Below are 19,908 nucleotides of genomic sequence, written 5' to 3' on the forward strand. Positions count from 1 at the left end.
GATGGTCTGTTTATAGCTGAGCGGGAGGCCTTTCGCTACGCGCGGACGCGGACATAGCTGCCCGGAGCGTCCTCCAGCGGCGGCGTCGCGACCGAGCCGACATCGCGCGCCGGCACCGTCTCCGGATCGTGGCTCGCCAGCCATTCGCGCCAGTCGGGCCACCACGAGCCCTTGTGCTCCTCGGCGCCCTTCAGCCAGTCCGCGAGCTTGACGTCCTTGATGTTGTCGTTGGTCCAGTACTGATACTTGTTCGACGCCGGCGGATTGACCACGCCGGCGATATGGCCGGAGCCCGCCAGCACGTAGCGCACCGGGCCGCCGAAGAACTGCGAGCCGTACAGCACCGATTCCGCCGGCGCGATGTGGTCCTCGCGGGCGGCGAGGTTGTAGACCGGGACCTTGACCTTCGACAGGTCGAGCAGCGTGTTGTCGAGCACCATGGTGCCGGTCGACAGCCGGTTCTCCAGGTAGCAGTTGCGCAAATAGTAGGAATGGTTGGACGCCGGCATCCGCGTGGCGTCCGAATTCCAGTGCAGCAGGTCGAACGCCGAGGGCGACTGGCCCTTCAGATAGTTGTTCACGACATAGGACCAGATCAGGTCGTTCGAGCGCAGCATATTGAAGGCCATCGCCATCTTGCCGCCGTCGAGCACGCCGGATTCGTACATGTCGCGTTCCAGCGCCGAGATCTGGTCCTCGTCGACGAACACCAGAAGGTCGCCGGCATGGGTGAAGTCGACCTGCGCGGCAAAGAACGTCGCCGAGGTCACGCGCTGGCGGCGCTTCTCGGCGAGATAGGCCAGCGTCGAGGCGAGCAGGGTGCCGCCGACGCAGTAGCCGGCGGTGTGCACCTTCATCTCGCCGGTGGCCTTCTCGATCACGTCCATCGCGGTGAGCGGGCCTTCGGTCATGTAGTCGGCCCAGGTCTTCTTGCCGAGCTCCTTGTCCGGATTGACCCAGGAGATCACGAACACCGTGATGCCCTGATCGACGCACCATTTGATGTAGGATTTCTCGGGCCGCAGATCGAGGATGTAGAACTTGTTGATCCACGGCGGCACGATCAGCAGCGGCGTGCGCAGCACGGTCTCGGTTGCCGGCGAGTACTGGATCAGCTGCATCAGATCGTTCTGGAAGATCACCTTGCCCAGCGTCGTCGCCATGTTGACGCCGACCTCGAGGTTGGTCGGATCGGACTGGCGGATCCGCAGTGTGCCGTGGCCGGCCTCGATATCCTCGGCCAGCATCTTCATGCCGCGCACCAGATTGTCGCCATTGCTGTCGACGGTGGCGCGCAGCACCTCCGGATTGGTCAGGATGAAATTCGACGGCGCCAGCGCGTTGGTGATCTGCTGGACGTAGAACTCGGCCTTCTTGCGGGTGTGCGGATCGAGCCCGTCGGCGTTGCGGACCAGTTCCTGCGCCCATTTCGAGGTCAGCAGATAGAGCTGCAGGATGAAATCGAAGAACTGATTCGACTTCCACTCCGGATCCTGGAACCGCTTGTCGCGCGGCGCCGGCTCGATCGTGGGCTTGGCGTCGGCTTCGCCGGCCATGCGGCGTGCTGCCGCGCCCCACAAATCGAGGTAGTCCTTGCCGAGCTTCATCTGCAGCTCGGAGGCGCGCTCCTTGTCGGACAGCCAGTACTCTGCAACCACGCTGAAGGTCTTGATGACCTCGCCGAGCTCGTTCGGGGTCTTGTCGCGCAGCTCGCCGCTCTGGCGCGGCTTGAGGTAGGCGGCAAGGGCCTGGCCGCTGCTCTCCATCGCGCGCGCGATGTTCATGGCAAAGGCTTCGGCGTTGAATTTGGGGGCGGTCTCGGGTTCGGTAGTCACGTTGCTCATCTGATGGACAATATCGCGTCGTTTGGTGGGCGTCATCGCGCGGTGCGGTAACGATAATCAGTCAAATTCCAATGTTTCCTTCTGTTGCACCGCGATAAAAATCTTCGTTCTGACATATTGAAGCCTTACGGCTCGCATTTCCTGTTCCCGCTTTAACCGTTTCGGGCGACAATGGTTTGAACGGTCAAGGCGAGAATTGACGCAGCGGAGGCTGCAAGGCTCGTACCAAAGGCTCGTACCAGTGCGACCCGTGTCGGCAACGTGCGACCTGCGCGCTAGCTTGTTGGGGACATTTCGGCACATGCCGATCGATCGAATGAAAAGAGGCCTTGCGGCCGCAGTGCTGTTTGCGTCGATTGCGGCGCTGGGCGGCTGTTCGAGCACGATCGCGGATTACACTCTGCCGGCCGATGCTCCGGCGCGCGCCAGGGATTCGAGCGGCTACCTGCCGGTCCACGACCTTCCGCCCGACCGCAGCGAGCAGACCATGAAGCCGGCGGATCAGGCCAAGATGGAAGCCGAGCTCAAGGCGGCGCGGGAGCGCCAGGCGACGGCGGCGGCCCAGAACGCGGCTGCGGCGGGCGACGCGGCTGCGGCGAACGCCGCGGCCGGGAAGTAGCCGCCGGACGGGGCCGATCTGCGCTGGCGCTACGGAGCGTCCGTGGTAAAAGAACTTCAATTCAACCGCAGATCCGGCCGTCGCCCCAGATCGCGCGCCTGAATTCGCCCTAAGTCATTGATCTAGTGCGATTTCCGGATGAGGCCTGTTCCGGCTTCGGCAACCGACGGGGTGGTCGATTCTGGCATGGCGGTTGTCGGAGCAAGGGTCCCATGGAAGATTTCTACCGCATTCGCCGTCTGCCGCCTTACGTCTTTGAGAAGGTCAACCAGGCCAAGGCGGCCGCGCGCAACGCCGGGGCCGACATCATCGACATGGGCATGGGCAACCCGGACCTGCCGACCCCGCCGCATGTGATCGAGAAGCTCAAGGAGACCCTCGGCAAGCCGCGCACCGACCGCTACTCGGCCTCGCGCGGCATCAACGGCCTGCGCAAGGCCCAGGCCGGCTATTACGCCCGCCGCTTCGGGGTGAAGCTCAATCCGGACACCCAGGTGGTGGCGACCCTCGGCTCCAAGGAGGGCTTTGCCAATGTCGCGCAGGCAATCACCGCGCCGGGCGATGTCGTACTGTGTCCCAACCCGAGCTACCCGATCCACGCCTTCGGCTTCCTGATGGCGGGCGGCGTGATCCGCTCGGTGCCGTCGGAGCCGACGCCGCAATTCTTCGAGGCGGTCGAGCGGGCGATCGTCCATTCGATCCCGAAGCCGATCGCGCTGATCGTCTGCTATCCCTCGAACCCGACCGCCTATGTCGCGGACCTCGATTTCTACAAGGACCTCGTCGCCTTCGCGAAGAAGCACGAGATCTTCATCCTGTCGGACCTCGCCTACGCCGAAGTTTATTTCGACGAGAACAATCCGCCGCCGTCGGTGCTGCAGGTGCCGGGCGCGATCGACGTCACCGTCGAGTTCACCTCGATGTCGAAGACGTTCTCGATGGCCGGCTGGCGCATGGGCTTTGCGGTCGGCAATGAGCGGATCATCGCGGCGCTGGCGCGGGTGAAATCCTATCTCGATTACGGCGCCTTCACGCCGGTCCAGGTGGCGGCGACCGCGGCGCTGAACGGGCCCGACGACTGCATCCGCGAGATGCGCGACACCTACCGCAAGCGCCGCGACGCGCTGGTCGAGTCATTTGGCCGCGCCGGCTGGGACATTCCGCCGCCGCAGGCCTCGATGTTCGCCTGGGCACCGCTGCCGAAGGCGTTCGAGGCGGTCGGCAGCATGGAGTTCGCAACCCTGATGGTGGAGAAGTCCGGCGTCGTGGTGTCGCCCGGCGTCGCCTTCGGCGAGCATGGCGAAGGCTACGTCCGCATCGCGATGGTGGAGAACGAGCAGCGGATCCGGCAGGCCGCGCGCGGCGTGCGCCGCTTCCTTGAAAGCGGCATCGAAACGTTGCACAACGTGGTTCCTCTCGCCAACCGACGCTAATCCTTCCAGGTTCCCAATTATCATGGTCGCACCCCTCAGAGTGGGCATAGCGGGGCTCGGCACCGTCGGTGCCGACGTCGTCCGTCTGATCGAAACGCAGCAGCGCCTGTTGTCCGAGCGCTCCGGCCGCGGCGTGCGCGTCGTCGCCGTCACCGCGCGCTCCAAGGCCAAGAAGCGCGGCGTCGATCTGCGCGGCATCGAATGGGCAAAGAGCCCGCAGGCGCTGGCCGAGGATCCCGACGTCGATTGCTTCGTCGAACTGATGGGCGGCGCCGGCGATCCCGCACTCTCCGCCATCGAGGCCGCGCTGAAGTCCGGCAAGTCCGTCGTCACCGCCAACAAGGCGCTGATCGCCAAGCACGGCCTGCGTCTTGCCGCCGCCGCCGAGAAGCATGGCGGCGCACTGAATTTCGAGGCCGCGGTCGGCGCTGCGATCCCGGTCATCAAGACGCTGCGCGAGGGCCTCGCGGGCACCAGCGTCAATCGCGTCTATGGCATCCTCAACGGCACCTGCAACTACATCCTGACCCGGATGGAGCAGGAGGGCATCTCGTTCGAGGAATGTCTGAAGGACGCCCAGCGTCTCGGCTATGCCGAGGCCGATCCGTCGTTCGACGTCGACGGCTACGACACCGCGCAAAAACTCGCGATCCTGGCCAGCCTCGCCTTCGGAACCAAGGTTGCGGAGAGCGCGGTTTATGTCGAAGGCATCTCCTCGATCACGCCGGAAGACCTCAAGGCCGCCGCCGAGCTTGGCTACCGCGTCAAGCTGCTCGGCGTCGCCGTACGCACTGCAAAGGGCATTGAGCAGCGCGTGCACCCGACCATGGTGCCGAAATCATCCTCGATCGCGCAGGTGATGGGCGTCACCAATGCGGTGACGATCGACGGCGAGGGCATGCCGCCGATCACGCTGGTCGGTCCCGGCGCCGGCGGCGGCGCGACGGCCTCCGCCGTGGTCGCCGACATCGCCGACGTCGCGCGCGGCATCCGCGCCAGGCCGTTCGGCCGTCCGGTGGAGCGATTGGGCGATACCACCAAGGCGCCGATGGAACGCCACGAGGGTGGCTATTATATTCGCCTGATGGCGCGCGATCTGGCAGGCACTGCTGCAACAATCGCCACCCGGTTGGCGGAACAGAAGATATCCCTGGAATCGATCGTGCAGCGGCATCCGGATGGCGTTGATGTGAACGGTTCGGCCAAAAAACCTTCACCGGTCCCGGTCATTCTGATTACCTATGCGACCAGTGAGGATGCCGTGCATCGCGCGCTGGCTGCAGTGCAGCGCGACAAGGTCATCAGCGGCCGGCCGCAGGTGATCCGGATCGAGAAGAACTAGCGCGTTTTCGAGCGAAGTGGGTACCGGTTCGCGTGAAGACGATTGAGGCGGGCAACTTTGCCCGCGCCTAGAGGCCTAAGGAGTACGCCGATGTCGACCCATATTTCCGTTCCGCCCCAGATGTTGCTCGAGCGCATCCTGACGCTCGAAATCGTGCGGGTGACGGAGCGTGCGGCGGTGTCGGCCGCGCGGCTGCGCGGCCACGGCCAGGAGAAGGCGGCCGACAAGGCCGCGGTCGACGCGATGCGCCGCGAGCTCAACCGGCTGCCGATCGAAGGCACCATCGTGATCGGCGAGGGCGAGCGCGACGAGGCGCCAATGCTGTTCATCGGCGAAAAGGTCGGGCTCAATGCCGGTCCCAAGGTCGACATCGCCGTCGACCCGCTCGAAGGCACCACGCTGTGCGCCAAGAACATGCCGGGCTCGATCGCCACCATGGCGATGGCCGATGGCGGCACGCTGCTGCACGCGCCCGACGTCTACATGCAGAAGATCGCGATCGGTCCGGGCTTCGACAAGAACGTGATCGAGCTCGATGCGCCGCCCGCCGACAACGTCCGCCGCCTCGCCAAGGCGAAAGGCGTCGACCCCACCGCGATCAACGTGCTGGTGCTCGACCGTCCGCGCCACGCCGACATCATCAACAGCGTGCGCTCGACCGGAGCAGCCGTGCAGCTGATCACCGACGGCGACGTCGCCGGCGTCATTCACTGCGCCAAGCCCGATGAGACCGGCGTCGACATGTATATCGGCACCGGCGGCGCGCCCGAGGGCGTGCTGGCCGCGGTGGCGCTGCGCTGCATCGGCGGCCAGATGCAGTGCCGCCTGATCCTCGACAGCGAGGAGAAGCGGGAGCGCGCGCACAAGATGGGCGTCACCGATCCGAAGATGATCTACGGCATCGAGGACATGGCCAAGGGCGACTGCCTGTTCGCCGCCACCGGCGTCACCACCGGCTCGCTGCTGTCGGGCGTGAAGTTCAAGAAGGACGTGATCGAGACCGAGACCGTGGTGATGCGCTCGGTCACCGGCACCGTGCGCTACATCAAGGCCGAGCACCGGCAGCTCGACAAGTTTTATCTGGATTGAGGACGTCATTCCGGGGCGCGCGTAGCGCGAACCCGGAATCTCGAGGTTCCGGGTTCGATGCTTCGCATCGCCCCGGAACGACAAGGCAAGAACAACAACAAAAAAGGGAGCCCAAACATGTCCGATCTTTCCGGCGTCAAGGCACTGGTGTTCGACGTGTTCGGAACGGTGGTCGACTGGCGCACCAGCCTGATCAACGATTTCTCGAAATGGGGCGAGACGCGCGGCATCAAGGCCGACTGGACCGCGCTGGTCGACGGCTGGCGTGCGGTCTATGCCGCCTCGATGGACGAGGTGCGCAAGAACCCGCAGAACGGCTACGTCATCCTCGACGTGCTGCACCGCCGCTCGCTGGAGAAGCTGGTCGCACAGTTCGACATCAAGGGACTCACCGAGGCCGATCTGCAGCATCTGACCACCGGCTGGCACCGCCTGCATGGCTGGCCGGACAGCGTCGCCGGCCTGACCCGGCTGAAGACGAAATACATCATCTCGCCGCTGTCGAACGGCAACGTCGCGCTCCTCACCAACATGGCGAAGTTCGCAGGGCTGCCGTGGGACCTCGTGATGTCGGCGGAGCTGTTCGAGCACTACAAGCCCGATCCGGAAACCTATCTCGGCGCGGCAAAGCTGCTCTGCCTGCCGCCGGAGCAGGTGATGATGGTCGCCGCGCACAATTACGACCTCAAGCATGCGCAGAAGCACGGCCTGAAGACCGCCTTCGTGGTGCGCCCGCAGGAATACGGTCCGCTGCAGAAATACGATTTCGAGGCCACGGGGCAGTGGGACATCGTCGCCAAGGATTTCGGGGAAATAGCCGACCGGATGGGCTGCTAGCGCTGGCCCGCGAATATCTGAAGCATTACGATTCCCTCCCAGGGCGATGACTCGTCACCGCCTTGGGAGTTCGTTTGAGCATGATCTTCTCGGAAAACCGCTTCACACTTTTCCGGATCATGCCGTGGAAGGAATCATGACGCTGCACGCATCCGCATTGCCCGTCGAGGCGCCCCAGGCGTTCCTCGGCGTGACGCGGTCGCTGACCGGAAAACTCTGGCGCGACCGGCTGGATGCGCGCGGGGCGGCGCGGGCGCTCGCGATCGTTCAGCGCCACAATCTGCCGGAAATGCTGGCGCGGGTGCTCGCCGGGCGCGACGTCGAGATCGACGCGGTCGCCGACTTCCTCGATCCGACCATCCGCAAGCTGATGCCGGATCCGCACACGGTCACCGAGATGGAGGCTGCCGCCAAACGCATCGCGGACGCGGCGGTGCGCGGCGAGAAGGTCGCGATCTTCGGCGACTATGACGTCGATGGCGCGACCTCGGCGGCGCTGCTCGCCTGGCATCTGCGGCATTGCGGGCTCGATCCGCTGATCCACATTCCCGACCGCCTGTTTGAAGGCTACGGCCCGAACACCGAGGCGGTCCGTGCGCTGGCGGCGAAGGGCGCGACGCTGCTCGTCACCGTCGATTGCGGCACCACCAGCATCGAGCCTTTGGCAGAAGCGAAGCGGCTCGGCCTATCGGTGGTCGTGATCGATCATCACCAGACCGGCGACGAACTGCCCGTGGTCGACGCGCTGGTCAATCCGAACCGGCCGGACGATCTCTCGGGGCTCGGCCATCTCGCCGCCGTCGGCCTCGTGCTGGTGACATTGGTGGCGGTGAATCGCGACCTGCGCCAGCGCGGCTTCTGGACCGCCGAGATGCCGGAGCCGGACCTGCTCGGCATGCTGCATCACGTTGCGCTTGGCACCGTCGCCGACGTCGCGCCGCTGATCGGGCTGAACCGCGCCTTCGTGGCCAAAGGGCTGATCGCGATGCGCCGCCGCGACCATGTCGGGCACACCGCGCTGATGGATGTGGCGCGGCTCAATGGCCCGCCGGAGGCCTGGCATCTCGGCTTCATGCTGGGGCCGCGCATCAATGCCGGCGGCCGCATCGGCCGCGCCGATCTCGGCGTGCGGCTGCTGCTCGAGGGCGATGTGTCGGAGGCGGCGCGGATCGCGGCCGAACTCGACCGCCTCAACACCGAGCGCCGCGTGATCGAGCAGGCGGCGGAAGCGCAGGCCGAAGCCGAGGCGCTGGCCTCGCTCGGGCTCGAGGACAAGGGCGCGGTGATCGTCACCGCGGCGGAGGGCTGGCATCCCGGCGTGGTCGGGCTGGTCGCCGCGCGGCTGAAGGAGAAGTTCGCGCGGCCGGCGTTTGCGATTGCGCTCGAGCCCGGCGGCATCGGCACCGGATCGGGCCGCTCGATCGGCGGCGTCGATCTCGGCCGCGCGGTGCGGCAGGCGGTGCACGACGGCTTGCTGATGAAAGGCGGCGGGCACGCCATGGCCGCCGGCGTGACGCTGCGCAAGGAGAAGCTCGCCGAATTCCGCGCCTATATGGAGAGCGCGCTCGCCGCGGATGTCGCCAACTCGCGCCACGAGAACGAGCTGTTCATCGACGGTGCGGTGACCGCGCGTGCGGTGACGCCGGAATTCGCGGCGATCCTCAATCGCGCCGGTCCATTCGGCAGCGCCAATCCGGAGCCCGTGATCGCGCTGCCGTCGCACCAGCTGGTCTATGCCGACGAGGTCGGGCAGGCGCATTTGCGGCTGCGCTTCAAGTCCGGCGACGGCTCCATCGTCAACGGGATCGCATTCCGTGCGGTGGGACAAAAGCTCGGCAGCGCCTTGACGCAAAATCGCGGTCAGCAATTGCATGTCGCGGGCTCGCTCGCAGTCGACCGTTGGCAAGGCACCGAACGTGTGCAATTCCGTGTCCACGACGTCGCGGTCCCGGATCAGGGCCCGGCGGTGATCCGATAAGAAACGAGCGAGAGTGGACATGGCAGGACAGGTTGAAGGCAAGGTCGCGCTGGTGACCGGCGGCGCCTCGGGGATCGGCGCGGCCATCGTCGAATTGCTGGCGCAGGAAGGCGCGATTGTCGTCGCGACCGATATCGACGAGCTGAACGGACCCGAACTCGCCGCACGGCTCGCGAAGGCCGGGGGCAAGGTGATCTTCCTGCCGCAGGACGTCACCAGCGAGGAGCGCTGGATCGAGGTGGTCGGCGAGGTCGGCAAGCGTTACGGCCGGCTCGACATCATGGTCTCCAACGCCGGCATCGGCGTCGGCGCGCCCTCGATCGTCGACATGACGCTGGCGGACTGGCGCCGGCAGACCGCGATCAATCTCGACGGCGTGTTTTTGTCGGTGAAGCATTCGCTGCCGCTGATGCGCAAGCATGGTGGCGGCTCGATCATCATGATGTCCTCGCTGGCTGGCCTGCGTGGCGCGGCGAACCTTGCCGGCTATAGCGCCACCAAGGGCGCGGTGCGGCTGTTCGCCAAATCGATCGCGATGGAATGCGCCCAGATCGGCGACGGCATCCGCGTCAACTCGGTGCATCCCGGCATCATCGACACGCCGATCTGGGGCAAGATTCCGACCGCGGCCACCGGCGCCGGCCAGAACGCGCCGATCGATCCCGAGGAGCGCGCCAGATTCGCAACGCCGCTCGGCCGCGCCGGCCAGGCGATCGAGATCGCGCAAGGCGTGCTCTATCTCGCCTCCGACGCCTCGCGCTACGTGACCGGCACCGAGCTCGTGATCGACGGCGGCATGAATGCCGGCGGCGTGGTGCGGACGCCGCAGGCGCGATGAGACAAAGCGGCTGAATTAGGCTGTGTACTCATTAAGCAGCTGTGCTGCGCTCCGGGGTCTCGGTGTCAAAATGCGCGGTCGCAACCACAACCGGCCGCGGCGGTTCGGCTTTTTGCGCCACGGTGTCCTTGCACCCGGCCAGCGCAGCGGCCATCAAGGCCAGCGAGGGGCGTCTCCCCCTGCTAATCGCTATCAGCTTGCGCGGGATTGCGCGCCGTGACGATCCACGTCGCGCCGTCGATCATCACCGACCGCTCGCCGGGGCAGTCCGCGAAGGCGGCACGAACCGCGGCCGAGGCGCGGGCGCGGATGTCGTCGGGCTGATCAACAAGCGCGCGCGACAGCGGGCCGACCTCGAACGTCATCTTCACCGCGTCGTCGATCGCCGCGTCCCGCGTCGCGCCCTCGCCAAACGGGACGGAAGCATCGAAGGGCGCGATAGCGATATCGTTGAAGCCGGCCCCCGTCAGGATGCGCGCCACCCGCCCCCGGTCGCCGAACGAGAACGGGCCGGGCGTTTCGGGATCGGGCGGCGCGGTCGCCGGGACGATGCCCTTAATCGCGCCCATCGGCAGGCGCATCCAATCGTTCTCGGCCGCGCCACGCCAGCAGACGAAAGCGACCCGCCCGCCCGGCTTGAGCGCGCAGCGCATATGGGCGAACGCGCCTGTCGGATCGTCGAAGAACATCACCCCGAAACGCGAGAACAGGATGTCGAACGCCCCCTCGGGCAGCTCGGCGCTGCTGGCGTCGGCGACGCGGAACAGGGTTGGCGCGTCCTGTGGCGCGAGCGCGCGCGCTCGGGCGATCAGCGGTTCGGATATGTCCACGCCCAGCACTTGGCCCCCCGCGCCGACGCGGTCGGTCAGAGCCAGACTCGACGCGCCCGCGCCGCAGCCGACGTCCAGCACGCGCTCGCCCGTCGCGGGCGCGGCGGCTTCGATCGCGGCCTGACCGAACACGGCCGCTATGGCGTCGAGCCGGGCCTGGTGGGCGACCCAGCGCTCCCCGCTTTGGTCATTCCAGCCAGCGGCTCGATCGGCATTGTGCTGTGCCATGACATATCCTTGTTCTCTAAACTGTCCGATGCCAAAGCGCGCATCGTCTCCAGCAAGCAGCGAGGGCGAACGGGATGAAGCGATCCATTCTCCGTTGATCCTTCAGAGGAACGACAAGATCCGGATCGAAGCTCCGTGTGCATCGTCAGCCTTCAGAGCACCGCTTGTTCGATGAGCTCCGCACGCCAGCGCCCCTGCAGTTAACCGTCCACTATTCTTTTCAACGTGGCCCTTTGCATTGATCGCGGCGTCAGACGATTTGAAAAGGCTGCCATCTTGTTCGCCAGGCCGGCGATCACCATGGCTTTTCCTTCCATAAGCGCCCGAACACCGCTCGCGGCGACCGGACGAGGCTTCATGGTGAGGAGGCGCAGCAAGGCCGTTGTGGCTGCGCCGGCTGCCGCATCGAAACCCGTCGCGGTGTGCCCCGGGCAGAGAGTGGTAACAACCACACCATGCGAGCGGAGTTCGTCGTGCAGGGCCTCGCCAAGGGCGAGTACATATGCCTTGGTCGCCGCATAGGCCGCGTAGCTAGGAACGGCTTGGAAGGCCATGAGACTGGCGACGAGAAGGATATGTCCAGAGCGCCGCGCGGCCATGTCACGGCCGAACAGGTAGGTCAGCTCTGTGAGCGTCGTGATGTTGAGCTGGATCATGTCTGTCGTGCGCTCGATAGGCGTGTTCAACAAAGCGCCGTGCAAGCCGTATCCGGCATTGTTCAGCAAGACGTCGATCGTCACCGACCTCGCATCGAGACTGCTTTTCAAGTGGCTGGCCGCGCCCGGCGCGGCAAGATCGATCGCCTCGACCACCACGTCCACCCCGTATTTGCGGCGGAGATCGGCGGCAAGCTTTTCCATCGACTCCCGCCTTCGGGCCGCCAATACGAGATTGACTTTCTGCGCAGCCAGGAGATCTGCGAAGTCGAGGCCGAGGCCACTCGACGCCCCGGTGATCAGAGCCCATTTTGAGGCGAAGCTGTTCATTGGTTCTTTCGGCATCGTTCTCTTCCTCAACTCCAATTCGATGGCACGCGGCAACCGGAGAAGGGAATCTGCGCTCTCAAACCACCATCGACTGCTGGGCGAAGATACCCGCCATCGCGCCCTGCGATGATGCCTGGGTGACCGAGGGCAAAAAGGGCGTGGTGAGGTCGCCGGCGGCGTAGATGCCAGGCGTGCTGGTTTGACGGCGTTCGTCGACCTTGAGGACGATGCCGGCGGGCGTAGCCACGGTGGCAAGGCCCAGTGCTTCATGCAGGCTTGCGGACGGCTCGTTGCGCGGATTGGCGAACAGGATGTCGACCGCGACATTGCGGCCGGTATCGAGATTGACGGTGGCGATACGGCCCTGGTGACGGGCGATCTCGACGATCCGGCCATCGACGAGAGGTATGTTGCGGCGCGCCAGATCGGCCTGGATATCGGGCGGAATGTCGTGACCATCGGCGAAGAGCGTCAACTTGTCAGTCCAATCGTGGAACAGCCTGACCTGATTGTGCGACTGCGGGCTGGACCAGACGAGGCCCCAATGCTGGCCGGCGACTTCAAAGCCGTCGCAATAGGGGCATGGCACGATGGACGTGCCCCAGCTTTCGGCGTAGCCCGGAACATCAGGCATCTGGTCGGCGACGCCATAGCTCAGGATCAGACGACGCGCCGCAAGGCTTTCACCATCGCCAGTAAGGACAGAGAAATTGTCGATGGCGCCGGAGACGCTGTCGGCCCGGGCACTGACAAGCTTGATCGCGGGATAACGCGCCAACTGCCGACGCGCCTCCGCCAGGATGTCCAGCGGCGGCTTGTGATCGTGGCCGAGCAGTCCATGCGAGTGGCCGGCGAAGCGGTTGCGTGGCAGACCGGTATCGAGAACGGTGACCTTGCGGCGGGCGCGGCCGAGCTGCAAGGCGCCGGCGAGACCGGCAAAGCTGCCGCCGATGATGATGACGTCATCCATGGTGATGGGCTCCGTGTTGTAGATGGAGGGAGACGAGTTGGACTTGGCGGCGGCCTGAGCGCGGGCGAGGCCGATGGTGGAAAGCGCAGCCAGCTTCAGCAGGGCTCGTCGTTGCATTGAAGGAGTCACCCTACCCCCTGGCTTGCACATTTCAGATACTTCATGGTATCGTAATTCAAGAATTAGGATACTGTCAAGTACTGGAATTGCCGTGACCGAAAACAGCCAGGGCCGGCGCGGCCGGCCCGCCAACGAGGCGCTTGGCCAAACCATCATCGACGCCGCGCGCGAGCTCTTTGTGGAACTGGGTTTTCAAGCGACGACATTGGACAAGGTCGCCCAGCGAGCGAAGATATCGAAGCTCAGCATCTACAGGCACTTCGAGAACAAGGAGGCGCTGTTCGGCGCGGCCATGGCGGCCGGCTGCCATCAGTTGTTTGCACCACAGGCCCTTCTTGAAGGCGTCGACGGTTCGGTCGAAGAGCAGCTCGTGGCGGTGGGATCATCACTGCTTCGCACGCTGTTGAGATCAGACGTCCGCAGCCTCGAAGCCATGGTCACGGCCGACAAGACGAGTCAAAATGCGTTAAGCAAGCTCCATTTCGAAGCCGGCCCCGCCCATGTCATCGCCGAAATCGAGGCCCTGTTGCGTCAGTTGCACGCGAAGGCGGTTCTGAACGTGCCCGATCCTCTCCGGTCCGCCCGCTTGTTCGCCGCGCTTTTCAAAGGATCCGATCTCCTGATGATCGCACGCTTCGATCAGGCGAAAGCAGAGGACGACAACGAAATCGAATCCTATTGCCGGTCGGCCGTCGCCATGTTCATCGCCGCGCACCGTGACAACGACCAAGTGGGCGGAGATTTGCCTGCCTCAAGGTCAAAAAACAAAATTTGAATCGTGCGTGACCTAGTCGGCCAGCAGGTCAAGGCAGGCAGCCGATCATGAAAATTGACGAGCCGGCCGCATGGTCCGACTAACGTCCGCTTGGGTCATTTTCGACGGACTCAACGAGGGCTGTCGCTAGCTGAAGCTTTGCCCAGAGAGCGCCGAGCCAGGCCAGAAGCGTTGCGCTTGGACCGCCCCCCATGATTCAAACTCCCAAACCGGGGGGACGAATCATGCGCTACGAACTCGCCGACTATGAATGGCTTGCCATCAAGCCGATGCTGCCAAACAAGCCTCGTGGCGTTCCTCGGGTAAACGACCGACGTGTTTTAAACGGCATCTTCTGGGTCCTGCGATCCGGGCACCTTGGCGCGATCTGCCGGATCATTTTGGCCCTTACACGACCTGCTATAACCGTTTCGTCCGTTGGCGGCGGGCTGGTGTCTGGGGCCGCATCATAGACGCACTTGCCACTGCTCATGATGCCGCTGTCCAGATGATCGACACATCTATTGTCCGCGTGCACCAGCATGGAGCCTGCGTTACGAGAAACCAGCGCCAATCGATGGGAAGGTCACGCGGCGGTTCGACGAGCAAAATTCATGCGGTGGTCGATAGCAATGGTCTGCCGGTACGGCTGGCGCTGAGCCCCGGTGAGGCGCACGACGTTCGACTAGCCGGAAAACTGCTGTCTCGTCTGAAATCCGGGGCAATGTTACTCGCCGACCGTGGCTATGACGCCGACTGGATCAGAGAACTTGCGATGAAGAAGGGGGCGTGGGCCAACATCCAGCCAAAGAGCAATCGCAGCGATCCGATCTGCTTCAGCCCGTATCTCTATCGCGCTCGCAACCAGGTCGAGCGGTTCTTCAACAGGATCAAACAGTGCCGTCGCGTGGCAACTCGCGATGACAAGCTGGCAGCGAACTATCTTGCTTTCGTTCAGCTCGCCTCGATCAGGCTATGGCTTCGCGTTAATGAGTCCACGTCCTAGTCGGACCACAGGCCCGCTTCGCCTCTCCCGGTTGCGGGACGCGGGGCGAGCCTGGGTTCGGAATAGTAGAATAATACCGCTGTTTTGCCCGAACGGCTACTTTGCATGGGGTTGTTTTCGCTGGTTTGGCGGTGCGCCCTGCGACGGCGAGCGCGTGTGGCGGTCAGCCCTGGTTCCAACCTGACTTCGTCGCGCCCTAGGCCCGCTCTTCCCAGATCATCGCCAGGTGGACGATGGTCTGCACCGCCTTCTCCATGTCCTGGCGGCTGATCCATTCGAGCCGGGAATGGAAGGCGTGCTCGCCGGCGAAAATGTTGGGGCAGGGCAGTCCCATGAACGACAGCCGCGAGCCGTCGGTGCCGCCGCGGATTGAGGTCTTCACCGGGGTCAGGCCGGCGCGCTTGATCGCCTCGATCGCGTTGGCGACGACCTCGGGATGGCGGTCGATCACCTCTTTCATGTTGCGGTACTGCTGCTTGACCTCCATGCGATAGCTCGAGCGCGGATAGGCCGTCATGACGTCCTTCACGATGGTCTCGAGCAGCGCCTCCTTCTGCTTCAGGCCGACCTCGGTGAAGTCGCGCACGATGAAGTCGATCCGCGCCTTCTCCAGCGCGCCCGAGATCGCGACCGGATGCAGAAAGCCCTCCTTGCCCTCGGTGGTCTCGGGCGAGCAGGTGTCCTTCGGCAGGCGGTCGACGATCGCGGCCGCGATCTTGATCGCGTGCTCCATCTTGCCCTTGGCGAAGCCCGGATGGGTGGCGACGCCCTCGATCATGATGCTGGCGCCGTCGGCGGAGAAGGTCTCGTCCTCGATATGGCCGGCGCTTTCGCCGTCCATGGTGTAGCCGAAATCGGCGCCGAGCTTTTTGATGTCGACCTTGTCGACGCCGCGGCCGATCTCCTCGTCCGGCGTGAACAGGATCTTGATGGTGCCGTGCTTGATCTGCGGGTTGCTGACCAGGAAATGCGCGGCATCCATGATCTCGGCGAGGCCGGCCTTGTTGTCGGCGCCGAGCAGGGTGGTGCCGTCGGTGGTGATGATGTCGTTGCCGATCTGCTCGGCCAACGCCGCATGCTCGGCGGCGCGGATCACCTGGGTGGAATCGGCCGGCAGCACGATGTCGCCGCCGCGGTAGTTTTTCACGATCTGCGGCCTGACGTCCTTGCCGGTGCAGTCGGGCGAGGTGTCCATATGCGAGCAGAAGCAGATCACCGGCACCGTCTTGTCGGTGTTGGCCGGGATCGTGGCGTAGACATAGCCGTGCTCGTCGAGATGGGCGTCCGCCAGTCCCATCGCCTGCAGCTCGGCGACCAGCAGGCGGCCGAGATTCTTCTGCTTCTCGGTCGAGGGGCAGGTCGGCGAATCGGGATCGGACTGGGTGTCGATCACGACGTAGCGCAGGAAGCGCTCGGTGACGGTGTGCTTGAAGTCGAGGACCGGTGCCAGCATGAAAACCGCGCAAAGGATGAGGGGGTAACGTTTTCGAGCGAAGGCGGTTCGCGTCAAACGTGTCGAAGCCAGGAATATACCGGCTCTCTAACAGAAAAGCGCCATTCCGGGGCCGCGTCGCGGGCCGGAATGACGCTTTGTTTAGCGGGTGGTGAAGCAGCCTAGACGGCTTCCTTCAGCTCCTTGGCGGCACGGAAGGCGACCTTCTTGCTGGCCTTGATGTGGATCTGCTCGCCGGTCGCCGGATTGCGGCCCATGCGGGCGGCGCGCTTGCGGACCTGGAGGATGCCGAGGCCGACGATCCTGATCCGCTCGCCCTTCTTCAGGTGCTTGGTGATCCGCGTGACCATGTCGGTCAGGATCGCCTCGGCCTGCTTCTTGGACAGCTCCTGCTCTTCGGCGATCGCCGCCGCCAGATGCTTCAGCGTGATCGTCGCCGGGGTCGCTGCTTTCTTCGCCATGTGTCCCTCCTCGTTGCTGAATGGCTGGATTGGTGTTTTCGCGCGAATGGCAAACCCGTTCGCGTCAGCAAAATCCGTCTGCAAGAGTCCTGAAACCACCAGTTATGAACAGGGTCAGCGCCTAGGCCGGCTCAGGAAACCAAGACGTATCAGGCCTTATTTGATTCGGGGCTTTGCCGACACCGCTGTTTTGCCCGAAAATAGGGCGCAACTTGCATCGCCGGCGCAAAAACGCCTGTCCCGTGCGGACTTCCGCAACGTCCTTGACTAACGAGATGAGGACCATTATGCCCTCGGTCCTGCGCGGATCAATCCGATGATCGGCATCCGCGGGAGTAGCTCAGTTGGTTAGAGCGCCGCCCTGTCACGGCGGAGGCCGCGGGTTCGAGTCCCGTCTCTCGCGCCATATTTTCAACGGCTTAGCCCAAGTTCCAGCTTTGAGAAGTGTCACAAGGGACGGGCACTCCGACGCCAGGCAGACAGTGTTGCGTCCGCCGAGGGGCGTGCTGGTCGGCGGACTGATCACGTCGATCTATGCGCTGACAGTTCTGCTCACGACCATTCCCTATCCCGGCAAGATCGGGGTCAACTACAATACCCTCGGCACCGACTGGATGGTGTTCTACGGTGCCATCCGCTCGGTGCTGGATGGCCACGCATCGCTGATTTTCGATGCCGAGCGCTTCACCGATTTCCTCAACGCGGCTTTTGCCGGTTGGCTCTCCAAGCCGCTCGACCTGCGGCCATGGGCCTATCCGCCAAGCTTTCTGCTGCTGTTGCTGCCATTTGCCCCGCTCGGCTTCTTTGCCTCCTATGTTGCGTTCCAGCTCGCGACCGCCGGCCTGCTGGCTGTCGCGCTGCGGTTCAGAGCGGATGACCGGGCGACATCCGAAGTCCTGCTTGCGATCGTCCTGCTCTGTCCTGCGGCCTTCATCAATGTGATCGATGGCCAAGCGGTCTTTCTGGTGGCCGCGTTGATTGTCGGCGGACTGCGCCTGCTCGAGTCTCGTCCCGTGCTGGGGGGATTGATCCTCGGATTGCTGACCTTCAAGCCGCAGTTCTGCATTCTGGTGCCGCTGGCCTTGATCGCCGCCGGGCAATGGCGCGCCTTCTGGGCCGCCGGCCTGTCCGCGTTGGCCCTGGCGGCTGCGAGCGGGGCGATATTCGGATGGGAGCTCTGGCTGCGCTGGTTTCCCCTGATGGTCGAGAATCTGACCGGCTCCAACACCAAATGGATCGAGGTCGGCAGGATATGGGGCAACAGTGTCTATACGTGCGCGATGCTGCTTGGCGCGCCGCAGGGCCTGGCGTCCGGGCTCCAGCTGCTCGCAGCCTTGTTTGCCGCGGCCTCCGTTGTGATCGCGTTCCGGTCTCAGCTGGGCGTGAGAGAGAAGATGGCGGTCTTTCTGGCCGCCACGCTGCTCGCGGCGCCGCACTCCGGACCCTACGATCAAGAACTGCTCATGCTGGCCGCAGTCCTTTGGCTGACGGTGTTGGATGCGCCGCGCCCGCCGCTGTGGTGCTGGACGTTGGCGCTATTGATCTGGCTGGTGCCATTGGTCAGCCCGCCCGTTCTGATCCCGGTGAGCAGGCCCGCGCCGCTGCTGACGGTGGCGCTGATCGTGCTCGTGCTTCACCGTCGGCCGGTGCTCGTTCACAACGCCAGCCAGTGAAGCTCGGGCGGCGTGGACTCAAGCTCCGATCCCTGTTCCCTGAGAACTCCGCTGCGCCGTCGGCGACGACCAGGACGCTGCAAGACCAACAGCACTGATCGGCCGGGCGATCGGTTCGGGGCTGTGGGAAATTTCGGGACGCCATTCGGGCGTCAGCCACCACAGCAGGAACAGCACGGCCACTCCGTTCGACAGCATGCTGGTGGTGAGCGGCACGTTCAGGATCGCCTGGACCGCGATGCCGGACGAGACCGCGACGAAGCGCGGCGACAGATGGCGCGAGGCGATCGAGCCGACCGACAGGATCAGGCCGCAGACGAACGCTGCGACCGGTGCGAAGGCAATGCCGACCGACGCAATGCCTTCGGTGGCGAGGAAGGAGGCGTTGAAATTGCCGTCGCGATAGACCGCCGCAAGCGTCGGTCCGAGCTCGCCATAGGCGCAGCCGTGCAGATGTCGCAGGACGGATACCTGGCAGAAATGCGTCAGCTCGCGGCGCGCGAAGAAGTCGGCATAGTGATCAAGCGCCAGCGAGGGGATCGCGATGAAGCGCAGGTTGATGGCGCTGAATACGACGTAGCTCTTGTCCGGGAGGACGAAGAAGGCGGCGAGACCGATCATGATCGGCACAAGAAATGCCAGCACCGTTGCGAGCCGCGGGTCGAAGCGGCCGAACAGCCAGAACAGAAACGGCAGCCAGATCGGCAACAGCAGAATGGTCTTGTTGTTGACGACAGGATAGAAGCAGACCGCAAACAGCAGCACGCCGATCGCGTGCATCGACTGCCTGCGCGTCGCAAAATGCGCGAACAGATACGGCAGCACGGCTCCGATGACGATCCCGGTGAGATAGTTCAGCAGCGCCGGTCGCGTCACGATGTTGCGAGCTGCGCCGTAGGGATCGCCGAGGCTGGCCCCGTAGGACAGGTCGGCAATCAGCACGGCGAACGCCGTCCCGAGCAGCAGCATCACGATGCGACGCAACACGGCTTCCGACAGCTCGGGTCGCCAGATCGGGATATCCTGGAACAGGAGCGGGATGATCACCGCGGCCAGCGCGGCGATCATGGCCCAGCGCGCGATCGCATGGGGATAGTCGAACGCGCTGAAATGGCTGAGCCAGACGAAGCCAAACACCGCCGACAGCAGCGCGAAGGCGACGATGTAGCCGAAGCTAAATCGTCCGGCGACAAACGCCGGAATGAAGGCGAGCATGATCGCGGTGCCGAGCACGGCCTGCGCAGTGAAATTGTCGGAGCGCCAGAAATGCATCGCGGGAAACGCGTGCCCGCAGGCGATCATCGACACGATGCTGACGACGAAAAATCCGAGAAGTGAACTTCCGACAATCAGGTCGTCTTGCGTCAGTTTCATCGGCCGGTCCGATTCCGAAAGCTGCGTGACAGCTAGTCAGCAAAGCTCGGAACCGGGCAAGTTAAACCAGGTT

17 protein-coding genes, 1 tRNA gene and 1 pseudogene are annotated in these 19,908 nt (G+C 64.4%); 11 read left to right on the forward strand and 8 right to left on the reverse strand.

All coding sequences use genetic code 11. The annotated features are described in order from the left end of the window. Positions 1–35 precede the first annotated feature (35 nt). Positions 36–1,844, reverse strand: coding sequence for a PHA/PHB synthase family protein (locus CI41S_RS27760; protein WP_139862488.1), 1,809 nt, complete (start codon positions 1,842–1,844; stop codon positions 36–38). 316 nt (positions 1,845–2,160) lie between these two features. Between CI41S_RS27760 and CI41S_RS27765 the strand changes: the two genes are divergently transcribed. From CI41S_RS27765 to CI41S_RS27795, 7 genes are all read left to right on the forward strand, one after another. Beyond that, positions 2,161–2,463, forward strand: coding sequence for a hypothetical protein (locus CI41S_RS27765; protein WP_347339273.1), 303 nt, complete (start codon positions 2,161–2,163; stop codon positions 2,461–2,463). Positions 2,464–2,675: 212 nt separating this feature from the next. Beyond that, on the forward strand, positions 2,676–3,896 hold the full coding sequence (locus tag CI41S_RS27770) for an LL-diaminopimelate aminotransferase (RefSeq protein WP_139862490.1): 1,221 nt from the start codon (positions 2,676–2,678) through the stop codon (positions 3,894–3,896). A 22-nt stretch (positions 3,897–3,918) separates the two neighbouring features. Next, positions 3,919–5,238, forward strand: coding sequence for a homoserine dehydrogenase (locus tag CI41S_RS27775; protein WP_139483925.1), 1,320 nt, complete (start codon positions 3,919–3,921; stop codon positions 5,236–5,238). A 90-nt stretch (positions 5,239–5,328) separates the two neighbouring features. After that, positions 5,329–6,327, forward strand: coding sequence for a class II fructose-bisphosphatase (glpX, locus tag CI41S_RS27780; protein ID WP_139483924.1), 999 nt, complete (start codon positions 5,329–5,331; stop codon positions 6,325–6,327). A 117-nt stretch (positions 6,328–6,444) separates the two neighbouring features. Continuing rightward, positions 6,445–7,164 (forward strand): haloacid dehalogenase type II, encoded by a 720-nt coding sequence (locus CI41S_RS27785; protein ID WP_139862491.1) that lies wholly within the window; start codon positions 6,445–6,447, stop codon positions 7,162–7,164. Positions 7,165–7,300: 136 nt separating this feature from the next. Continuing rightward, the gene (gene recJ / locus CI41S_RS27790) at positions 7,301–9,142 is read left to right on the forward strand and encodes a single-stranded-DNA-specific exonuclease RecJ (RefSeq protein WP_139862492.1); all 1,842 of its coding nucleotides are present in this window, start codon (positions 7,301–7,303) and stop codon (positions 9,140–9,142) included. Positions 9,143–9,161: 19 nt separating this feature from the next. Beyond that, positions 9,162–9,980, forward strand: a complete 819-nt coding sequence (locus CI41S_RS27795; RefSeq protein WP_172628216.1) for a glucose 1-dehydrogenase — start codon at positions 9,162–9,164, stop codon at positions 9,978–9,980. 43 nt (positions 9,981–10,023) lie between these two features. Here CI41S_RS27795 and CI41S_RS44645 read toward each other — a convergent pair. From CI41S_RS44645 to CI41S_RS27810, 4 genes and pseudogenes are all read right to left on the reverse strand, one after another. After that, positions 10,024–10,134, reverse strand: a pseudogene (locus CI41S_RS44645) (efflux RND transporter periplasmic adaptor subunit); the annotation flags it as partial. A 28-nt stretch (positions 10,135–10,162) separates the two neighbouring features. After that, on the reverse strand, positions 10,163–11,038 hold the full coding sequence (locus CI41S_RS27800; RefSeq protein ID WP_139862494.1) for a class I SAM-dependent methyltransferase: 876 nt from the start codon (positions 11,036–11,038) through the stop codon (positions 10,163–10,165). Between the two features lie 200 nt (positions 11,039–11,238). After that, on the reverse strand, positions 11,239–12,039 hold the full coding sequence (locus CI41S_RS27805; RefSeq protein WP_139862495.1) for an SDR family NAD(P)-dependent oxidoreductase: 801 nt from the start codon (positions 12,037–12,039) through the stop codon (positions 11,239–11,241). A gap of 61 nt (positions 12,040–12,100) precedes the next feature. Continuing rightward, positions 12,101–12,994 carry an NAD(P)/FAD-dependent oxidoreductase gene (locus CI41S_RS27810; RefSeq protein WP_172628227.1) on the reverse strand — a complete coding sequence of 298 codons (894 nt, stop codon included), beginning with the start codon at positions 12,992–12,994 and terminating at the stop codon, positions 12,101–12,103. A 211-nt stretch (positions 12,995–13,205) separates the two neighbouring features. Between CI41S_RS27810 and CI41S_RS27815 the strand changes: the two genes are divergently transcribed. Next, positions 13,206–13,889 carry a TetR/AcrR family transcriptional regulator gene (locus CI41S_RS27815; RefSeq protein WP_139862497.1) on the forward strand — a complete coding sequence of 228 codons (684 nt, stop codon included), beginning with the start codon at positions 13,206–13,208 and terminating at the stop codon, positions 13,887–13,889. A gap of 224 nt (positions 13,890–14,113) precedes the next feature. Then, positions 14,114–14,874 (forward strand): IS5 family transposase gene (locus tag CI41S_RS27820; RefSeq protein ID WP_172628217.1). Its coding sequence is split into 2 segments (ribosomal slippage): positions 14,114–14,243 and positions 14,243–14,874, totalling 762 coding nucleotides; the frame shifts between segments, so codons are not numbered across the junction. A 196-nt stretch (positions 14,875–15,070) separates the two neighbouring features. Here CI41S_RS27820 and pepT read toward each other — a convergent pair. Further along, positions 15,071–16,327 carry a peptidase T gene (pepT, locus tag CI41S_RS27825; protein WP_139862498.1) on the reverse strand — a complete coding sequence of 419 codons (1,257 nt, stop codon included), beginning with the start codon at positions 16,325–16,327 and terminating at the stop codon, positions 15,071–15,073. 161 nt (positions 16,328–16,488) lie between these two features. Continuing rightward, positions 16,489–16,818 carry an HU family DNA-binding protein gene (locus CI41S_RS27830; RefSeq protein ID WP_283810789.1) on the reverse strand — a complete coding sequence of 110 codons (330 nt, stop codon included), beginning with the start codon at positions 16,816–16,818 and terminating at the stop codon, positions 16,489–16,491. 299 nt (positions 16,819–17,117) lie between these two features. Here CI41S_RS27830 and CI41S_RS27835 point away from each other — a divergent pair. Next, positions 17,118–17,194, forward strand: a tRNA-Asp gene (locus CI41S_RS27835). 97 nt (positions 17,195–17,291) lie between these two features. Then, the gene (locus CI41S_RS27840) at positions 17,292–18,461 is read left to right on the forward strand and encodes a glycosyltransferase family 87 protein (protein ID WP_139862499.1); all 1,170 of its coding nucleotides are present in this window, start codon (positions 17,292–17,294) and stop codon (positions 18,459–18,461) included. 18 nt (positions 18,462–18,479) lie between these two features. On the opposite strand, the gene CI41S_RS27845 is transcribed toward CI41S_RS27840, so the two are convergent. Continuing rightward, complete coding sequence (locus CI41S_RS27845) at positions 18,480–19,835, reverse strand: hypothetical protein (protein WP_139862500.1); 1,356 nt, start codon at positions 19,833–19,835, stop codon at positions 18,480–18,482. Positions 19,836–19,908: the final 73 nt, after the last annotated feature.

Source organism: Bradyrhizobium ivorense (assembly GCF_900696085.1).
GTDB lineage: Bacteria > Pseudomonadota > Alphaproteobacteria > Rhizobiales > Xanthobacteraceae > Bradyrhizobium > Bradyrhizobium ivorense.